Raw genomic sequence first — 18,653 nt, 5'->3', positions numbered from 1 at the left:
GTTCACTGTCGAAACAGATCCGCACGGGTATAGGGTTTTTCCAGCCCGGCAAGGTCAGCAGAAAAGCGCTCAAGGAATTGCTGGGTGGTGGCGACGCGGCCATGGCTCATCAATAACAATGGCACCAGGAACGCCACGCCCATCTGTGGCAGGCTAAAGCCTTTCAACGCCGTGTCGCGCTGGCTGAGCAGGAAGGCGCTGCTGAGGGTAAAACCCAGCATCAGGCCGGCAAGCACTTCACTGAGTGAATGTGCGTGAATAACCAGACGCGAAAACCCGACCATCAAGGGGATCAGGTAGCCAATACCGATGGTGATCAGCCGCCCCAGGGTTGACCAGCGGCCGGATACCAGCCACATCATCACCGGCCAGAGCGTGGCAGACATCGCGCTGTGACCGCTAAATCCGGTGAAGTTAAATCTGGCGCTGCCGATGCCAAAACCAAGAAACAGGATTTTAGAAATGCTGACCAGCAAACCGGCGAGGCCAAACGCCAGCAACCAGTACCAGACGGTACGTTGATTGTCGCTTTTCCACGGCAACACCAGTGCGATGATCACCGCTGTGGGGATCAACAACATACTGTCACCGAAATAGGTCAGGGTTTTCCAGCTCATACTTCTCCTTGCGGGATGGCGATCAAACAGGCACAACCCTGGATACAGAGTCGGCAGAATACAGTGTATCCATTAACTGTCCCGCTGCAAAAGGGGATAATCTGAAAAGGCGTCGGCTGCTTTTCTCTGGCATCAAACCGGTGAAATCCCTATAATTGCCGCCAACCAAACCCTCTCATTATCGGCCGGTCGAAGCATGTGCTTCAACAGGCTCCAGTTATCAGGTCTTAAAAAAGTATGACTGACAAGTCTCATCAGTGCGTGATCGTTGGCATTGCAGGTGCATCCGCATCCGGAAAAAGTCTTATCGCCAGCACGCTCTATCGTGAAATCCGTGACCAGGTCGGTGACGAGCATATCGGGGTGATCCCGGAAGATGCCTACTACAAAGATCAAAGTCACCTCACCATGGAAGAGAGGGTAAAAACCAATTATGACCATCCCAGCGCGATGGATCATGACCTGTTGCTGCAACATTTGCAGGCGCTGAAGGCGGGACAAGACATCGATCTGCCGGTTTATAGCTATGTTGAACACACCCGTACCACCGAATGTATCCATCTGAAGCCCAAGAAAGTGATCATTCTGGAAGGGATTTTGTTACTCACCGATGCGCGCTTGCGTCAGGAGATGAATTTCTCCATCTTTGTCGATACCCCGCTGGATATCTGCCTGATGCGTCGTATGAAGCGTGATGTAAACGAGCGTGGTCGTTCGATGGATTCGGTGATGAGCCAGTATCAGAAGACGGTACGTCCGATGTTTCTGCAATTTATCGAGCCTTCCAAGCAATACGCCGACATTATTGTGCCGCGCGGCGGGAAAAACCGCATTGCTATTGATATCCTCAAGGCAAAAATTAACCAGTTCTTCGAATAAACCGCGTCCGGATGGACGTGCGCGGCTGAGGTTGTCACAACAGCGGCAACCTTTCGCTACACTTAAATCATGGAGTCACAGCGATGAGATTATGCGATCGCGATATAGAAACCTGGCTGGACAGCGGTAAGCTGGCGATCTCGCCGCGTCCCCCGGTTGAGCGTATTAATGGGGCCACCGTGGATGTGCGCCTGGGCAATCAGTTCCGCACGTTTCGTGGACACACCGCTGCATTTATCGATTTAAGTGGTCCCAAGCATGAAGTCAGTGCTGCGCTGGACCGCGTGATGAGCGATGAAATTGTGTTACCGGAAGGGGAAGCCTTCTTCCTGCATCCGGGCGAACTGGCCCTGGCGGTCACGCTGGAGTCGGTGACCTTACCGGATGATCTTGTCGGCTGGCTGGATGGACGTTCATCACTGGCGCGTTTGGGCTTGATGGTGCATGTGACCGCACACCGTATTGACCCGGGCTGGCAGGGGCGTATTGTGCTGGAGTTTTACAACTCCGGTAAGCTGCCACTGGCGCTGCGTCCCGGTATGCTGATTGGGGCATTGAGCTTTGAACCGCTCTCCGGCCCGGCAGCGCGTCCGTACAACCGCCGTGAAGATGCGAAATATCGTGGTCAGCAGGGTGCTGATGCCAGCCGTATCGACAAAGATTGATCGTCAAACTTTGAGGATGTAATGAGAAGATTGATAACCACGCTGGCCATCCTGTTAGTGGTGGTCGTCGCGGGAATGACCGCACTGGTGTTACTGGTGAATCCCAACGACTTTCGTACCTATATGGTACAACAGGTGGAACAACGCAGTGGTTATCGGCTTCAGGTTAACGGTGATTTGCGTTGGCATGTGTGGCCGCAACTCAGCATTCTCGCTGGCCGCATGAGCCTGACCGCGCCGGGTGCCAGCCAGCCGGTGATAACCGCAGAGAATATGCGTCTCGACGTCAATCTCTGGCCGTTACTTTCTCACCAACTCAGCGTCAGTCAGGTGATGCTGAAGAACGCCATCATTCGCGTCACCCCGGAGAGTGATGCGCAGAAACCCAGTGGATCGCCGGTGGGGCCACGTGATGCCGAACCGACGGCCAGCAGCAATGGCTGGTCTTTCGATATCGGTAAGCTGCGGCTTGCTGACAGCCTGCTCATCTGGCAACAGCAGGGGGGCGACGAGTACAACTTTCGCGATCTCAACCTCAGTCTGAATCAGGATGCCAGTAAACAGGCCAGCATCGATCTCAGCACGCGCATTTCACGCAATCAGCGTAATCTCACGGTCAGTCTGAAGGGGCAGCTTGATGCGGCGCAGTATCCGCACCGTCTCAATGGCCGTATTGATGCGCTGGATTATACCCTCGACGGTGCGAATCTGCCGACGCAGGGTATCAAAGGCACATTAAGTGGCGATGGCGAGTGGAACAATGACCGTCAGCAATTTGCGTTAAACAAACTGCAACTGAGCGCCAACGACAGCGCGCTGGATGGTAGCGCGGAAGGGAGTTTGCTGCTGCCACAACAGCTCAATTTGAAACTGCATGCGGCGGCGCTTAACCTCGATAACCTGATGGCGAGCGCGCCAGTCAGTGACAGCAGTGCTCCGCAACATGCCAGCGTGATACGTACCCCGGTGATTGCGGAACCGCGTGAACGGGATAATAGCGACTCTCCGCTGACGATGATGGATTTGACCCTCAACCTGACAGCGGATCAGGCGGTATGGCGTGGCCTGACGCTCAATGACCTGCAACTGACGGCCAGTAATCAGGAAGGATTAATGACGCTGAGCCAGCTCCAGGGCAAGTTGGGCGAGGGCGAGTTTTCCATTCCGGGTTCAGTCGATATCCGTCATCCGATCACCACGGTGACGCTCCAACCGGAACTGCGCCAGGTGGCGATTGCACCCTTGTTGAAAGCGTTCGAACTGCCCGAGGCGATCCAGGGAACAGTATCGTTGCAGGGGGATGTGAGCGGCAGCGGTTTAAGCATCGATGATGCTAAGCAGAAGTGGCAGGGGAGTGCAGAGTTGACGGCCAACAACCTGCAACTGGCGCAACTTAATCTACAACAGATGGTCAGCCGCGCGGTGGCGCGCGTCAGCAATCGGGTCAGCAACGATGCGAGTGAGGACCAGAGCATCCAGCAATTAAGCGGCCGTATCAGCCTGAATAAAGGTGTGATCTCGCTGCCTGATTTGCAGGGCGGCAGCAATCACCTGGCGGTGCAGAGCCAGGGGAATATTAATATGCTGACCCGGCAACTGGACGTGACCATCAATATGATGCTGCGTGGCTGGAAAGGGGATGAGAAGTTGGCGGCGGTGATGAATGAGCAGACCATCCCGTTACGTATGTACGGGCGCTGGGATAATTTGCAGTATTCATTGCCGGTGGATCAGGTACTACGTCAGCAGTTGCAAAATGAGGCCAAGAGCCGACTGGATCAGTGGCTGGATCGGCAGCAGCCGTCACAACAGAAACCCTAATTGACCAACGTAGCGGCGCGATTTATCGCGCTGTTTTTCGTAAAAGGCGCGCGATAAAACGCGCCGCTACGCAAGGGGATCGCCGATGCTGTCTACCGGTACAATCTCGACCTTCTGTACGCGGTGATTTTCCACCCGCAGCGTGCGCAGCAAATAATCCCCTACCTGTAGCTCCTCACCTTCCTGTGGCACATGTTGCAGGCTATCCATCAGCAATCCCGCCAGGGTGTGATAACTGCGCTTCTCATCCAACGGCAGCCTGACATAGACCGCTAAATCTTCCAGCGGCATATGCCCGTTGGCAATCCAGCCGCCTTGTGGACCGGGTTGGATGTCGTAGCGGGGATCAATCTCTTCCCCTTCATTAGGCAGATTGCCAGCAATGGTTTCCATCACATCGCTGAGGGTGACGACCCCCTCTACGGAGCCAAATTCATCCACTACAAAGGCAAAATGGGTACGCGCCTGACGGAATTGCTCCAGCGCCTGCAATAACGTGACGCGTTCGGGAAAAACCAGCGGCTGGCGAATCAATGAACGTAAATCCAGCGATTTTTCATGCAGCGACTGATGCATTAAATCAATCACGTGAACGACGCCGAGGGGTTCGTTGCCTTTTTCGGTAATCAGAATACGCGTGTGTTGATTGCGGTCGAGCTTGGCCATGATTTCCACGGGATCTTCCGTCAGATCAATATGCTCGATATCGTGACGTGAGGTCATGATGCTGCTGATTTGGCGCTGTCCCAGCCCCAGCACGCGGGCGATCATGCGTCGCTCCTGACGGTTAAATAGCGCGCCTTCCTCGCTGTCGCTGAGCAATGAGGCGGTATCGGCATCCAGTTCCGCTCGTTGTGCCTCGCCGCGCAGAATACGCAGTACGGCTTCGGCGGTGCGCTGGCGTAACGGGCGGCCTGCGGAGAGGAAACGACGACGATTGAACATCGCCAGCTGGTTGAACATCTCAATCAGAATGGAGAAGCCAATGGCGGCATACAGGTAGCCTTTCGGAATGATAAAGCCGAGTCCCTCAGCGACCAGGCTAAAACCAATCATCAGCAGAAAACTGAGGCACAGAATCACAATGGTGGGATGGCTATTGACGAAGCGGGTGAGCGCTTTGCTGGCCATAAGCATTAGCAGGATAGCGATGGTCACCGCCGTCATCATCACCGGCAATTCATTCACCATGCCCACGGCGGTAATCACCGCATCCAGCGAGAAGATGGCGTCCAGCACCACAATTTGCGCGACCACCGGCCAGAATTTAGCGCCATTTTTAGTTTGACCGTTGTCCTCGTCACTCCCCTCAAGGCGGTCATTCAGTTCGGTGGTGGCTTTATAAAGAAGAAACACCCCTCCGGCGAACAGTAATAAATCGCGGGCGCTGAAGTTGTGTTGCCACAGGGTAAACAGCGGCTGTGTCAGGGTAACCAACCACGAAAGCGATGCCAGCAGGACCAGGCGTAACAACAACGCCAGCAGCAGGCCAATCACGCGCGCGCGATCGCGCACCACCGGCGGTAATTTTTCCACCAGAATGGCAATGAAAACCAGGTTATCAATGCCAAGAACCAGCTCAAGAACGATTAGCGTGACTAATCCTGCCCAGAGCGAGGGATCAGCGATCCACTCCAACATGCTTTCATCACCTGAATGTCTGAGAATGAGCTTAGTCTTATCATAGTTAATCCCCGCAGGGGGAACAAATACCCAGACGTTGTTGTGTTACAGGGGGCTGCCGCGTAATAAGGAATAATCCGAATGGGGTTTTTTGACGGATAAGTTGAATGTATGGATAAACACGCCACACCTGAATTTGCTGCGATTAATTGTTTCTGGCGCATGACAGCGTTCGTTTTTAATGCGAATAGCTCAGAATTTGAATATCGAACTTTTCTGAATTTTAGGTGGGAATGGCCTGAAAGGGATGGCATCAATACTAATGACTGGTAGTCTTTTTCCTAAAATAGAGCAGGGAACACGGGGTCTACTTGTAAACAAGCCAGTAATAACTAGTATAGCAACGTGTTAGTAAATGTCTGCGCTTATGTTGTTAATAGCGTCTTGTTTAGCTTCTTAATGTTGAGAATTGTGATCGTGTCCCGGTTAAGGCCAGTTATTGTCATGGCAAACCGGTAACCACAAACAGGAAATTAGGGCAACCAGAGCGGTATTGGCAGCGACAGCCAAGGGCGGTAGCGTGTCCGAAGTGCTTTTTAAACCGGGAGTCTGGTCGGAAAATATGTTGAAGGAAGTCAGACTAATCTGTTGGTATTTATCACAATTTTCTTGCAGGGCAGGTAAGAAGATTGACATAAACACCGAAGATTCCCCTGCAGATAGCCTGTTCTAAGCCAGTTTCAATATCGCTCGTTTATTACACAGGGTTGAGGCGTTAAGGATTAGGGAAATAAAATAAAGAGTTAATTATGCGCGATAACGAATTTACCTATAAAAGTCTTCTCACTAAAATTTTACTGGCGTGCTCGGATTTAATTTGTTTCAACGCGGCGTTGTTTATTGCTCTGGCGCTCATTAATTCGCTCACGAATTCCCCACTGGCAGATATTTCTGAAAAAGACCTCAATTTAAAAATCGCCACGCACCTCTGTCTGTCGATTATTTGTGTTGGCTGGTTCTGGGTGCGGCTGCGTCATTTCACCTATCGCAAACCTTTTTGGTTCGAGCTGAAAGAGATCTTTCGTACCATTCTTATTTTCTCTGTCATCGATTTGTCCATTACCGCCTTGTCACAGTGGCAGATGTCGCGTTTTGTCTGGGTACTGACCTGGTTGCTGGCGTTAATACTGATTCCGCTGGGACGCGCCATGGCAAAACGCGTACTGAACCGTTTTGGCATGTGGAAAAAGCAGACCATCATCATCGGCAGCAGCAAGAATGCCGTGGAAGCCTGGCAAGCGCTGCAAAGCGAAGAGGTGATGGGATTTGATGTTATTGCCTTTTTCGATGTCGATGGTAGCTGTCCGCAAGCCAGCCTTGAAGGTGTGCCGGTACTGCGCAGTGAGCAAGAGCTCTGGCAGCTCACCAACAATGAAACGCAGTTTATTGTCGCGGTTGAGTTTGAGCAGAGCCAGTACCGCGATAACTGGCTGAAGACGCTGGCTATGCACAACTGTCGCTCGGTATCGGTCATCCCGACCTTACGTGGCGTTCCGCTCTACGGCACCGATATGGCGTATATCTTCAGCCACGAAGTGATGATTTTACGGGTTAACAACAACCTGGCGAAACGGACTTCACGCTGCCTGAAGCGCGCGTTCGATATCGTCGGTGCGCTCAGCATCATTATTGCGCTGTCACCGGCTTTGCTGGTGTTGGGTTTCCTTGTCGGACGTGACGGTGGCAACCCGATTTACGGTCATGAACGTGTTGGTTTTAATGGTCGCAAATTCAAATGTCTGAAATTCCGCTCGATGGTGATTAATTCCAAAGAGGTGCTGGAAGAAGTATTACGCACTGATCCAGTGGCACGCGCTGAGTGGGATAAAGATTTCAAACTGAAAAATGACCCGCGTATTACCAAAGTCGGTCACTTTATCCGCAAAACCAGCCTGGATGAATTACCGCAGCTGTGGAACGTGGTCCGTGGCGATATGAGCCTGGTGGGGCCGCGTCCGGTTATCGAAGATGAACTCTGCCGTTATGCCGGTGACGTTGATTATTACCTGATGGCGAAACCAGGCATGACGGGATTGTGGCAGGTCAGCGGTCGTAACGACGTTGATTATGAAACGCGTGTCTATTTCGATTCGTGGTACGTCAAAAACTGGTCGCTTTGGAATGACATCGCGATTCTGTTTAAGACCATTGGCGTAGTGCTCAAGCGCGATGGCGCCTATTGATAGACGCGAGGGCAGGGTGACAACAGAAAGCATAGGGAGCAAATGATAATGACCCACAGTTTCGGTGTTTAACCCGTCAGACTTTGTTTTGTAAGACGCTTACACAGCGGCGTTTTCGCCTCTATCAATCATTAACTGATAGCGAAGATCCAGATGATTACAATGAAAATTAAAATGATACCGTTACTGGTATCCGCGACGATTCTCTCCGGGTGCACGATCGAACCAGGTCAGCGCCTTTCCACTAGCGGAAAAGATGTCATTGAACAACAGGATAGCAATTTTGACATCGACAAATACGTTAACGTCTTTCCTTTAACGCCGCGTCTGGTCGAGCAGATGCGGCCGAAACCCCTGGTTGCGCAAACCAACCCGATGTTGCAGAACGAAATTCAGGGTTATGAATACCGTGTCGGCATTGGCGACGTGCTTAACGTGACCGTCTGGGATCACCCGGAATTGACCACGCCAGCCGGTCAGTATCGTAGCGCCAGCGACACCGGTAACTGGGTGCAGGCAGACGGTACGATCTTCTACCCGTATATCGGCAAGGTACGCGTCGCCGGTCGAACCGTGACCGAAATCCGTGCGGAAATCGCACGCCGTCTGGCGCAGTACATTGAAAGCCCGCAGGTGGATGTGAATGTCGCGGCCTTCCGCTCACAAAAAACCTACATCAGTGGCTCGGTCACGACCTCAGGTCAACAAGCGATCACCAACGTACCGCTTACCGTACTGGATGCCGTCAACGCCGCCGGTGGCCTGACCGCAGATGCCGACTGGCGCAACGTGGTACTGACCCACAATGGTCGCGAGCAGCGTATTTCGTTGCAGGCATTGATGCAAAACGGCGACCTGAGTCAGAACCACTTGTTGTATCCGGGCGATATTCTCTACGTACCGCGTAACGATGATCTGAAGATTTTCGTGATGGGCGAAGTGAAGCAGCAGACCACGCTGAAGATGGACCGCAGCGGCATGACGCTGGCCGAGGCACTGGGCAATGCTCAGGGTATGGATCAGACCACGGCAGACGCTACCGGCGTGTTTGTTATTCGTCCAATTCGTGGCACCAACCGCACCAAGATTGCCAACATCTATCAGTTGAATACCAAAGATGCGGCATCGATGGTGATGGGAACCGAATTCCAACTGGAGCCGTATGACATTGTGTATGTCACCTCCACTCCGCTCACCCGCTGGAACCGTGTGATTTCCGCGCTGTTACCGACCATTGTGGGTATCGACGATGCCAGCTCCGCAGCACTGCGTTTCCGCAACTGGTCAGACTAAGGTTTAACCATGATTACGTCCGTGTTAGTCGTCTGTGTCGGCAACATTTGCCGCTCCCCAACCGGGGAGCGATTGTTCCAACGCGCTTTACCTGAAACCAGGGTCGCGTCTGCCGGGTTGGGTGCCTTGCGTGGCTCCCCGGCAGACCAGACCGCCAGCGATGTGGCCGCCAAACACGGCCTCTCCCTGGCGGGGCATCATGCTCAGCAGTTAACGGCCGACATGTGCCGGGACTATGACCTGATCCTGGTGATGGAAAAACGTCATGTTGAACAGGTAAATCGCATCGATCCGGCCGCGCGCGGGAAAACCATGCTGCTTGGGCACTGGCTCAACCAACAGGAAATAGCGGACCCGTACAAAAAAAGCCGTGAGGCTTTTGAAGAGGTTTACGGGTTACTGGAACACGCTACCCAGAAATGGGTCAACGTATTAAGCCGATAGTTGGGATTATCCATGAATATAAAAAACAAGGTTATGACAGCGCCGAAAGAGGATTCGAATGGATGGGATCTGGCGCATCTTGTGGGACAGCTCATTGACCATCGCTGGATCATTGTCGCTGTCACCGCCTTCTTCATGTTAGCGGGCACCCTTTACACACTGTTCGCGACACCGATCTACAGCGCCGATGCCATGGTGCAGGTCGAGCAAAAGAATACCAACTCGGTATTGAATGACCTCCAGGACATCCTGCCGTCAACACCGGCCTCTGACACGGAGATTCAGATTCTTGAATCTCGCATGGTGCTGGGTAAGACGGTGAATGACCTCGGTCTGGATACCGTGGTGCAGCAAAACTATTTCCCGATTATTGGTAAAGGCTTGTCGCGCCTGATGGGCAACAAACCGGCGCAAATCGCCATTACCCGTCTGGAAATCCCGCGTTCAATTGAGAAACGCACCGTACAGCTGGAAGTGACCAGCCCACAGACCTACACCGTCACCAGCAATGGCGATGAGCTGTTTAAAGGCCGCGTGGGGCAGTTGGAGCAGCACGGTGAAGTGACCATGTTGGTAAGCGGTATTGAGGCTGATACCGGCACCAGCTTTGATGTCACCAAGCTGAGCGATCTGCAGGCGATCAAAGCGGTGCTGGCTAACCTGACGGTTGCAGACAAAGGGAAAGACACCGGCGTGCTGGGTCTGGAATACCAGGACGAAGATCAGGATCAGGCCAGCCGGGTCCTGAACCAGATTGTGAACAACTATCTGTTGCAGAACGTTGATCGCAAATCGGAGCAGGCGGCGAAGAGTCTCGATTTCCTCAAGAATCAGCTGCCAGAAGTGCGTGACAGCCTGAATGTGGCAGAAGACAAGTTGAACGCTTACCGTCGTGAAAACGAATCGGTTGATATGTCGCTGGAAGCGAAATCGGCGTTGGACTCGTCTGTCAGCGTGCAGAGCCAGCTCAACGAGCTGACCTTCCGTGAAGCGGAAGTGTCACAGCTGTATACCAAAGATCACCCGACTTACCGTGCGCTGCTGGAAAAACGTAAAACGCTGGAAGGTGAGCAGGCCAATCTGAACAAGAAAATTGCACAGATGCCGCAAACCCAACAGGAGATTTTACGTCTGACCCGTGACGTGCAGGCCGGACAAGAAATCTACATGCAGTTACTGAACCGTCAGCAAGAGCTGGGGATCAGTAAAGCCAGTACCGTCGGCGATGTCCGTATTATCGACCAGGCTGAAACGGCCGCTTCACCTGTGGCACCGAAGAAGCTATTGATTATTGCCGCCAGCCTGATTGTCGGTCTGATGTTGTCGGTCGGTCTGGTGCTGCTGAAAGCCCTGTTCCACCACGGTATCGAGAACCCGGAACAGCTGGAAGAGCTGGGCATGAATGTCTACGCCAGTGTCCCCCTGTCGGACTGGCAGCGTAAAAAAGACACCGAAGCACTGGCACGTCGTGGTCACAAAGAGAAAAGCGACCCGCACAACACACTGCTGGCGCTGGGTAATCCGACTGACCTCTCCATCGAAGCGATTCGTAGCCTGCGTACCAGCCTGCACTTCGCCATGATGGAAGCGAAGAACAACATTCTGATGATCACCGGTGCCAGCCCGGGTATTGGTAAAACCTTTATCTGTGCCAACCTCGCAACCCTGGTGTCAAAAGCTGGTCAGCGCGTGTTGTTTATCGATGGTGATATGCGCCGTGGTTATACGCATGAACTGCTGGGGGCGGAGAATAAAGTCGGTCTGTCTAACGTGTTGTCAGGTAAGAGCGAATTCTCACCTGCCATGATTCAGAAAGGCGTGTATGGCTTCGACTTCCTGCCGCGTGGTCAGGTGCCGCCGAACCCGTCTGAGCTGCTGATGCACCGTCGCATGGGCGAGCTGCTGGAGTGGGCCGGTAAGAACTATGACCTGGTGCTGATCGATACCCCACCGATTCTGGCGGTCACCGATGCTTCCATTATCGGTAAGCTGGCGGGCACGTCGCTGATGGTGGCGCGTTTCGAAACCAACACCACCAAGGAGCTGGATGTCAGCTACCGTCGCTTCGCCCAGAACGGTATCGAAATTAAAGGCGTCATCCTCAACGCCGTAGTACGTAAAGCGTCGAATACCTACGGATATGGTTACGACTACTACAACTACGAATACGGCAAAGAAACGAAAAGTTAAGCAAAACTAAAAATTCCGGGGCGGTTTAACCGCCCCGTTTTTATGTAGCGGCGCGATTTATCGCGTGGGTTTAAAACCCATGAAAATGGCGCGATGAATCGCGCCGCTACGGATTGATACAGTTCATCTTTTTTCATGCCATTTGGCATGTCATTTACACACAGCACACGCTTAGGTAATTCCGTAATGGTACGTATCTGCTCATGAAGAATGGAACTAACGGTATGATTTTTAGGAATAAAGCCGATTCCCCTCTTCAGCCTGCGGAGGTTACCGTTGAACCTGGAACAGCTGTTTAAGAGGTGCTGGCAATGCAGGACATCCGTTTCTCAATTGTAATTCCCGCCTATAACGCGTCGAAGTCGATTGTGACGACGCTGGATTGCGTCAATGCGCAAAGCTATCGCAATTTTGAAGTCATCATTGTGGATGACAAATCGGCCGATGCGGCCGAACTGGCGCAGGTAGTACATAGCGATCGCTATCAGGATCTGGACATCAGACTGGAACTCTCTGAGGTCAAACTGAACGGTGCCGGTGCGCGCAATAAGGGCATTGAACTCGCCTGCGGGGATTTTATCAGTTTCCTTGATGCGGATGATGAATGGCATCCGGACAAACTGTTGGAAGTCAGCCGCACGATCGCCAACCTTGAAGCGCAGGGTAAATCCCGCTATGTCATCTTCAGCCAGGTCAATATCCATCAGGATGGCCACTTCCTGAAAGTGATGCCGATGCAGCCGCCCGGTAAAAATGAGACGGTGGCTGAATATCTGTTTGGTTGCTATGGCTTTATTCAGACCAGCACCATCGTGCTGAAACGTTCTGATGCGGAAAAGATCAAGTTTGATGCCCGGTATATTCGCCACCAGGATTATGACTTTTGTATTCGCGCCGATCGCATGGGCTATGCCTTTGTGATGATTGATAAACCGCTGGCGACCTACCATCTGGTGACCAAATTCGGCTCGAAGCATAAAGGGGAGTCAGTGAAATACTCCTTCTTCTGGCTCGACACCATGAAACCCTATCTGACCGCGCGGGATATTCACACTTACAAGGCGTTTAAATTACCGCTGCGTTACAAGATGGACGGTAATTCACTGCAGGCGAGCCTCAGTTTTGCGCGTTACTTCTTCCTGACCAACAAGGACAACCAGGCCTACTTTATGAGCCGTCTGCTGGATAAAGTTAAAGCCCGGTTTTTCGGCAGCAGAGCCGTTTCTTAATTGCGTACTTTTTGACTCCAGTTTCTGGAGCATTTTTTTGGTTCCTGTCATCTCCTCTCACGGGTATTCAGATGAAAAATCATGTTGGTACCATCGGCATTGTCATGCCGATGTATAACGCACGTCAGACCATACTGCGTGCCGTGCAGTCGGTAATGAAGCAAAGCTATAGCGACTGGCACATCTACCTCATCAACGATAAGTCGACCGATGACTCCCTGGCGCTGGTGCGTGAGCACTGCCAGGATGCGCGCATTACCCTGCTGGATAACGAGATGAACCTCGGTGCCGCAGAAACCCGTAATGTCGGCTTGCGTGCCGCGCAGGAAGAGATCATTGCCTTTCTCGACAGTGATGATGAGTGGCATCCGGAAAAACTGGCCGAACAGGCCGCGGCGCTGGCAGCGGGTGACGACTTTGTTATCACCCAGTACCACTACAAAACCAAAAGTGCCGACCACGATATCAACTACAGCAAACCCTATCTGCAACAGGAAAACTTCGTGAAGAAGCAGTACCGCGTCTGCTTTTCTTCCGTCTGTTTTCGCCGTCCCCCGCAGGGCATCTTCTTCCAGCGTAAAGGCCATGAAGATTTCCTGTTCCTCTACGAACTGTTTCTCCGCTACAAGCAAGCCAGGGTGATCCAAAAAACGTTGGTGAACTATTACGAGTTGGGTGATTCGTTGTCTCGTAATAAAAACAAAGCGGCGAAATGGCATCTGGAATTATTAAGAATTATCTATAAAAACAATCCGTTAAAAATTTATTACTATTACGGCTGGTATATGGTGAATGGTGTGCTTTTCACCCTGAAACATCGTTGATACCCGTCATCCTTCACGTTGCAGCTGCGTTGGCTGCGTGAATGATTAGGGTCTCAATTAATCAGAATCAGCCTTTTGAGGTGGAAAGTCTTTCATGAAAAAAATTGCTCTGGTGATTAAGGATGCCTATTCGTATGCGGGGACGGAAAACATCTGCAATTTTATGTCCGAGTGTCTCGGCGAGCAGCATGATGTCACCGTTTATTCGCTGGAAGGCAGTGGTAAGCCGTTCTATCCGTTCACCCATGCGAAAGAAATCGTCAGCTTTGCCGGGCATAGTAACCCGATTAAAAGCGCGGTGGCGCGTATTCAGCAGGAAGGGTTCGACAGCGTTTTCCTGATCAGCATGGGTCGCCTCAGCGTGATGTTCGCGTTCTGGAATCTGATGTCGATGAAGAAAAAAACCTTCAAAGCCTATGCCTGCGAACACATTGCAATTAACTCATTCAGTAAACCAATCAAACTGCTGAAGTGGCTATTGTTGCGCTTCTATGACCAGGTGATTGTGCTAACAGACAAAGACCATCAGGTCTTTAGCCGCTGGAATATTCCCAGCCAGCAAATCCCGAATCCGGTGGTGTACAAATCATTCCAGCGTAACGTGCGCAGCCGCCAGGCGCTGGCGATTGGCCGTCTCGAACACCAGAAAGGTTTCGATTTGCTGCTGGATATCTGGGCTGATTTCAGCAAAACCCACCCGGAGTGGAAACTGGTGATTGCCGGTGATGGCGAATTGCGTCAGACGTTGCAGGATCAGGCTACCCAGCTTGGCCTCAATGGCAGCGTCAATTTTGTCGGCAGGGTCAGCAATATCAACGATTACTACCGCGACAGTGACATGGCGCTGATGACCTCGCGTTATGAAGGCTTGCCGCTGGTGCTGCTGGAAGCGAAATCCTGGTCATTACCGGTGGTGGCTTATGACTGCCCAACCGGACCGCAGGAGATCATCAATCAGGGTGAAGATGGCTTCCTGGTGCCGATGAATGACAAAGCGGCCTTCCTGGCGCGTATGGAGCAGCTCGCCAGCGATGATGCCCTGTTCTATGCCATGAGCGAAAAAACCAAAGACACCGCGCTGAAGTTTGACGGTAAACAGATCAAACAAAGCTGGCTGGCACTTGTTTAGCAAGCCGTAACGATTGACGTGCCTCGGGGATACCTTCACCGCCCATTGACCACGGGATTTGACGCATGAAAAGAAGAGAAGTCTTGCAAACCGCAGCCTCCTCCATTGTTGCTGCACTCTCGGTGAGTGCGTTTTCCAGTTACGCAGCAAAAAATGGCCAACCGGCACTGAAAACGGTAGATCCTGCCAGCCTGCCGCAGGGGGATGTGCCGATTCTCACCCCGGAAAATGTTTACACCATGCCGCCGCAGTTCTGGCAGAACTTCGAGGGCAAATTGTGGATTGGTAAAGCCGGGAGCGATGCCAGTAAAGCGGGGAATCAAATCCCGGTTTATCTGCGCGATGCCAGCGGCAAAGTGTCACAAATCAGTCAGCCCATTGCATTGAATAAGGGCAACTTTGCGCAGTTTATTCACGATAATGCGGCGTTAATTGCCGATCCTGCGCATTCCATGGTGGTGGAAGATAACAATGGCAACACGCTGTTTGCCATTGATGACGTCAGCCGCCCCAACCAAAGCAATTTCAGCCAGCGCCTGGCACAGCCGAACGGCTATCAGCTGATTGGCGAAATCCCTTCGGTTGAAGAGCTACGCAAAACGCGTCCGCTGTTTGCCGGGGCCAAAATCAAGCTGAAAAGCTGGCATGAAGGGCTGGAAGTCGGAGGCGGTGAGTTCGTCGGGGCGTTTGGCGCAGGCAAGGACGATAACGGCGTGAACTTTGCCGGTGAAGGTTTCACCTGGCGTCGCGTGGTGGACGATTTTAATCGCCTGACATTGTTTGATTTCGGTGCGATTGCCGACGGCAAAACCGATGCTGCACCCGCCATCAAAGCGATGTATCAATGGTCGCAGGATGCCAATCAACCGATATGCGTGCAGTTTCCGGCGGGCACGTTCTTCGTGTCTGGTTGCGATTTTGGCGACCAACAGCAGCGCTTCTTCCGCATTTCCGGTGCGATGGTCAACTTTGGCTACTTCCCGGCCACCACACTGGTGTCAGACGGACGTTCCGATTTCCTGTTCCAGGTGAATGCACGTTGGACCGAAATCTCTAACCTGATTTTTAACGGCAACACTGACAAACGCCCCAACAAGCAAGGGTTATTTCGTAACACCTGCCCTGGCGGTCAGTTCTTCCGTGGCGCCTGTTTGCGTTTCAACCAGGTGGGTGGCGTCTCGTTGAGTCTGCTCGATACGCTGGATTGCAAAATCGACCAGTGGTACGCCAATGCCTGTACCGGTGATGTCATCAAAGCCAGTTGGTCCGGGCAGAAAGCCGGTAGCTGGGATCATAGCACCGCGATCGAACTGTCCAACTTCAATGCTCAGCACTGTAAAGGCGGCATGGTGTTGAATCTGCCGCGTTGCAGCCAATCGATTATTCACAATGGCTGGATCGAGCACACGGAACACCCCGGAGATATCTCCAATGGGCAGTGGATCATCGATGCACTGAGCCTTGAGGATTGCAAAAACCCGCTGATCGCCCATAACTCGCGCCTGAATATGCGTCAGACCAATTTGCAGGCGGGGAGTTGGATCGACAATTCGCTGGAAGGCGAGCGCTGGCTGAATATCTGGGAGATGGGGTCGACGCGGGTGGAGTCTTACGGCGTGGCGATCGACGGTAGCCTGAAATACAACTACGTCACGTCGCGTTTCCGTCTCACCAATAACACCAACCAGGAAACCTGGTTTGAGCTGGGGAATTTCTATTCGCCGACAGTGGGGGACAGCTGGGAAATTGAGGTGTTTGGTCAGTCGCAGTTTAACAACGGCACCGACAATCAACCGCTGATGAATCCGATCGACGGCAAAGGGACCGGTGGCAGGGCGGTGATCCATCTGCAACGCAAGACCAGCAAGGCTGAGGCCAGTTGGTCGGCGGAAGGCAGTTCACCGGTGGTGGAGGTGCGCTTTGAACCGCGTACCGACACGGACACCAAAGTGTTCGTCAAACTGGCGGGCTGGACACCGACCAGCGCTGTGCTGATCAAAAGCACCGGCAAAGATCGTTTCCTCGCCGGTCGCTGTGCGCGAGTGGATGCCACCATGACACAAGGTAATCCGACCAGCGCCAGCAAACCTGCTCCGCAGCGTTTCAGCCTGCACAACGGTAAAGCCGGGATTGGCGGTAATGAGCAGGGGGATCTGCTGATGGCATCACGCCTGCTCAAACCTGAACAGGTCGATACGCGTGAGCCAAAAGGTTATGTCTCCGTGGTGATTAATGGGGAGCCGTGCGCGTTGCCGTATTTCGCTATTAAGTCGTAATGATCAAACCGGCCGCACCGGGACGCGGCCGGAATGCCAGGAGCAGGACTTTTCCAGGCGTTTCGCCTCTATTGCAGTCTTTTTAATACAGAGTTCACCTTGCCAGTTCAGGAAATGGCGGCTTGTAGAATTACAAAAATTTATCTGGAGTTTTTATGAAGATTTTATTGGTGGGTAACCATACCTGTGGAAATCGTGGGGATGGCGCGATTTTACGTGGACTGATCGATTCACTTCAGTCTGCGCGTGGTGATCTGGATATCGACGTGATCAGTCGCTATCCAACCAGCTCCGGGTACTTATTACAGCAGGAGATTCAGCAAGATTCTCTGTTTCTGCACAACAGCAAATCAGCGAAAGGGTTGGTAGGCAGCGTCAAGCGTAAAGTGGCGAACCGACTGATGCCGGATATCATGATGGCGCACCTTGGGAAGGGCGGATTATATAAATCCTTCTCCGTGCCGCCGCATCTGGCGGAATTTACCAAAAGCCTTGCTCCTTATGACGCGATTATTCAGGTGGGCGGTTCTTTCTTTGTTGATCTGTATGGGGTGACGCAGTTCGACCATGCACTGTGTGCGCTGATGGCCAAAAAACCGCTGCATATGATCGGTCACTCGGTCGGGCCGTTTGAAAATCCGCGGGTTAACGCCCTGGCAAACTTCGTGTTTGAGCGGGTGGATAGCCTGGTGCTGCGCGAAGAGGTGAGCCATGACCGCCTGAAGCAGGATGGCGTGACCACCAGCAAGGTGAAAAAGGGCGTCGACACGGCCTTCCTGGTGAAAGCCCGCGCCGTGGCGAACCCCAGTCATAACCTGTTGCACTGGCAAGAAATTATCAGCGCACGCAAAACGATCGCCATTACCGTGCGTGAACTGGCACCGTTCGATAAACGTCTCGGCGTGACGCAGCAAGAGTATGAGGCTGCGTTTGGTCGGGTCATCAACGCGATGATCGCCGAGGGGTATCAGGTGGTGGCTTTCTCAACCTGTACCGGTATCGACAGCTATGCCAAAGATGACCGTATGGTCGCGCTACAACTGCGTGATCGTGTCGATCATCCTGAGCATTATCATGTGATTATGGACGAGTTTAACGACCTCGAACTCGGCATTTTGTTAAGTCATTGCCATCTGACGATCGGCACTCGCCTGCATTCCGCCATTATCTCGATGAATTTCGGTACACCTGCCGTTGCCATCAATTATGAGCACAAGTCACTGGGGGTGATGAACCAGCTTGGCTTGCCGCAAATGGCGACCGATGTGCAAAGCCTGATGGATGGCTCGCTCATCGATAAAGTGCAGACGGTACTGGCGGACTACGACAACGTGAAACAGAAAGTTGGCGCAGCGGTGGCGCAGGAGCGTGAGATTGGTAACCGAATCACTGAAGAAATTCTCAACGTCTTAGGGTGAAG

Annotated in this window: 14 protein-coding genes; 12 read left to right on the top strand and 2 right to left on the bottom strand. The window is 52.6% G+C overall.

Annotated features, from left to right (window positions below):
• Positions 1 to 2: 2 nt before the first annotated feature.
• Positions 3 to 617, bottom strand: coding sequence for a phosphatase PAP2 family protein (locus tag PAT9B_RS13110; protein WP_013509756.1), 615 nt, complete (start codon positions 615 to 617; stop codon positions 3 to 5).
• A gap of 237 nt (positions 618 to 854) precedes the next feature.
• Here PAT9B_RS13110 and udk point away from each other — a divergent pair, with 237 nt between their 5' ends.
• The 3 genes from udk to asmA all read left to right on the top strand — a co-directional run bounded on the left by udk (position 855) and on the right by asmA (position 3,982).
• Positions 855 to 1,496, top strand: a complete 642-nt coding sequence (udk, locus tag PAT9B_RS13105; protein WP_013509755.1) for a uridine kinase — start codon at positions 855 to 857, stop codon at positions 1,494 to 1,496.
• An 83-nt stretch (positions 1,497 to 1,579) separates the two neighbouring features.
• Positions 1,580 to 2,161 carry a dCTP deaminase gene (gene dcd / locus PAT9B_RS13100; RefSeq protein WP_013509754.1) on the top strand — a complete coding sequence of 194 codons (582 nt, stop codon included), beginning with the start codon at positions 1,580 to 1,582 and terminating at the stop codon, positions 2,159 to 2,161.
• A 21-nt stretch (positions 2,162 to 2,182) separates the two neighbouring features.
• A complete protein-coding gene (gene asmA, locus PAT9B_RS13095) occupies positions 2,183 to 3,982 on the top strand; it encodes an outer membrane assembly protein AsmA (RefSeq protein ID WP_013509753.1) in 1,800 nt (599 codons plus the stop codon).
• 66 nt (positions 3,983 to 4,048) lie between these two features.
• Here asmA and PAT9B_RS13090 read toward each other — a convergent pair whose 3' ends face one another.
• Positions 4,049 to 5,623, bottom strand: a complete 1,575-nt coding sequence (locus tag PAT9B_RS13090) for a TerC family protein (RefSeq protein WP_013509752.1) — start codon at positions 5,621 to 5,623, stop codon at positions 4,049 to 4,051.
• A gap of 791 nt (positions 5,624 to 6,414) precedes the next feature.
• On the opposite strand from PAT9B_RS13090, the gene wbaP reads away from it, so the two are divergent.
• The 9 genes from wbaP (at position 6,415) to wcaK (ending at position 18,651) form a co-directional block, all read left to right on the top strand.
• On the top strand, positions 6,415 to 7,848 hold the full coding sequence (gene wbaP, locus PAT9B_RS13085; RefSeq protein ID WP_013509751.1) for an undecaprenyl-phosphate galactose phosphotransferase WbaP: 1,434 nt from the start codon (positions 6,415 to 6,417) through the stop codon (positions 7,846 to 7,848).
• A 153-nt stretch (positions 7,849 to 8,001) separates the two neighbouring features.
• The gene (locus tag PAT9B_RS13080; RefSeq protein ID WP_013509750.1) at positions 8,002 to 9,141 is read left to right on the top strand and encodes a polysaccharide export protein; all 1,140 of its coding nucleotides are present in this window, start codon (positions 8,002 to 8,004) and stop codon (positions 9,139 to 9,141) included.
• Positions 9,142 to 9,150: 9 nt separating this feature from the next.
• Positions 9,151 to 9,585: a protein-tyrosine-phosphatase gene (locus tag PAT9B_RS13075; protein WP_013509749.1), complete on the top strand. Its 435-nt coding sequence runs from the start codon at positions 9,151 to 9,153 to the stop codon at positions 9,583 to 9,585.
• Between the two features lie 12 nt (positions 9,586 to 9,597).
• Positions 9,598 to 11,775, top strand: coding sequence for a tyrosine-protein kinase Wzc (gene wzc / locus PAT9B_RS13070; protein WP_013509748.1), 2,178 nt, complete (start codon positions 9,598 to 9,600; stop codon positions 11,773 to 11,775).
• A gap of 311 nt (positions 11,776 to 12,086) precedes the next feature.
• Positions 12,087 to 13,004: a glycosyltransferase family 2 protein gene (locus PAT9B_RS13065; protein WP_013509747.1), complete on the top strand. Its 918-nt coding sequence runs from the start codon at positions 12,087 to 12,089 to the stop codon at positions 13,002 to 13,004.
• Positions 13,005 to 13,075: 71 nt separating this feature from the next.
• Entirely contained in the window at positions 13,076 to 13,828 is a 753-nt protein-coding gene (locus PAT9B_RS13060; protein ID WP_013509746.1) for a glycosyltransferase family 2 protein, read from the top strand.
• Positions 13,829 to 13,922: 94 nt separating this feature from the next.
• Positions 13,923 to 14,957: a glycosyltransferase family 4 protein gene (locus tag PAT9B_RS13055; RefSeq protein ID WP_013509745.1), complete on the top strand. Its 1,035-nt coding sequence runs from the start codon at positions 13,923 to 13,925 to the stop codon at positions 14,955 to 14,957.
• A 65-nt stretch (positions 14,958 to 15,022) separates the two neighbouring features.
• A complete protein-coding gene (locus tag PAT9B_RS13050) occupies positions 15,023 to 17,233 on the top strand; it encodes a phage tailspike protein (RefSeq protein WP_013509744.1) in 2,211 nt (736 codons plus the stop codon).
• A gap of 155 nt (positions 17,234 to 17,388) precedes the next feature.
• A complete protein-coding gene (gene wcaK, locus PAT9B_RS13045) occupies positions 17,389 to 18,651 on the top strand; it encodes a colanic acid biosynthesis pyruvyl transferase WcaK (RefSeq protein WP_013509743.1) in 1,263 nt (420 codons plus the stop codon).
• The last annotated feature ends 2 nt before the right edge of the window (positions 18,652 to 18,653 follow it).

Origin of the sequence: Pantoea sp. At-9b, assembly GCF_000175935.2 — a bacterium.
Classification (GTDB): Bacteria; Pseudomonadota; Gammaproteobacteria; order Enterobacterales; family Enterobacteriaceae; genus Pantoea.
This window is presented reverse-complemented; position numbering and strand designations above follow the sequence as displayed.

Coding starts and splice junctions, on each gene's coding strand:
- dcd (WP_013509754.1), top strand. CDS start 1,580: ATGAGATTATGCGATCGCGATATAGAAACCTGGCTGGACAGCGGTAAG.
- wzc (WP_013509748.1), top strand. CDS start 9,598: ATGAATATAAAAAACAAGGTTATGACAGCGCCGAAAGAGGATTCGAAT.
- asmA (WP_013509753.1), top strand. CDS start 2,183: ATGAGAAGATTGATAACCACGCTGGCCATCCTGTTAGTGGTGGTCGTC.
- PAT9B_RS13090 (WP_013509752.1), bottom strand. CDS start 5,623: ATGTTGGAGTGGATCGCTGATCCCTCGCTCTGGGCAGGATTAGTCACG.
- wbaP (WP_013509751.1), top strand. CDS start 6,415: ATGCGCGATAACGAATTTACCTATAAAAGTCTTCTCACTAAAATTTTA.
- PAT9B_RS13110 (WP_013509756.1), bottom strand. CDS start 617: ATGAGCTGGAAAACCCTGACCTATTTCGGTGACAGTATGTTGTTGATC.
- PAT9B_RS13055 (WP_013509745.1), top strand. CDS start 13,923: ATGAAAAAAATTGCTCTGGTGATTAAGGATGCCTATTCGTATGCGGGG.
- PAT9B_RS13065 (WP_013509747.1), top strand. CDS start 12,087: ATGCAGGACATCCGTTTCTCAATTGTAATTCCCGCCTATAACGCGTCG.
- PAT9B_RS13060 (WP_013509746.1), top strand. CDS start 13,076: ATGAAAAATCATGTTGGTACCATCGGCATTGTCATGCCGATGTATAAC.
- PAT9B_RS13050 (WP_013509744.1), top strand. CDS start 15,023: ATGAAAAGAAGAGAAGTCTTGCAAACCGCAGCCTCCTCCATTGTTGCT.
- udk (WP_013509755.1), top strand. CDS start 855: ATGACTGACAAGTCTCATCAGTGCGTGATCGTTGGCATTGCAGGTGCA.
- PAT9B_RS13075 (WP_013509749.1), top strand. CDS start 9,151: ATGATTACGTCCGTGTTAGTCGTCTGTGTCGGCAACATTTGCCGCTCC.
- wcaK (WP_013509743.1), top strand. CDS start 17,389: ATGAAGATTTTATTGGTGGGTAACCATACCTGTGGAAATCGTGGGGAT.
- PAT9B_RS13080 (WP_013509750.1), top strand. CDS start 8,002: ATGATTACAATGAAAATTAAAATGATACCGTTACTGGTATCCGCGACG.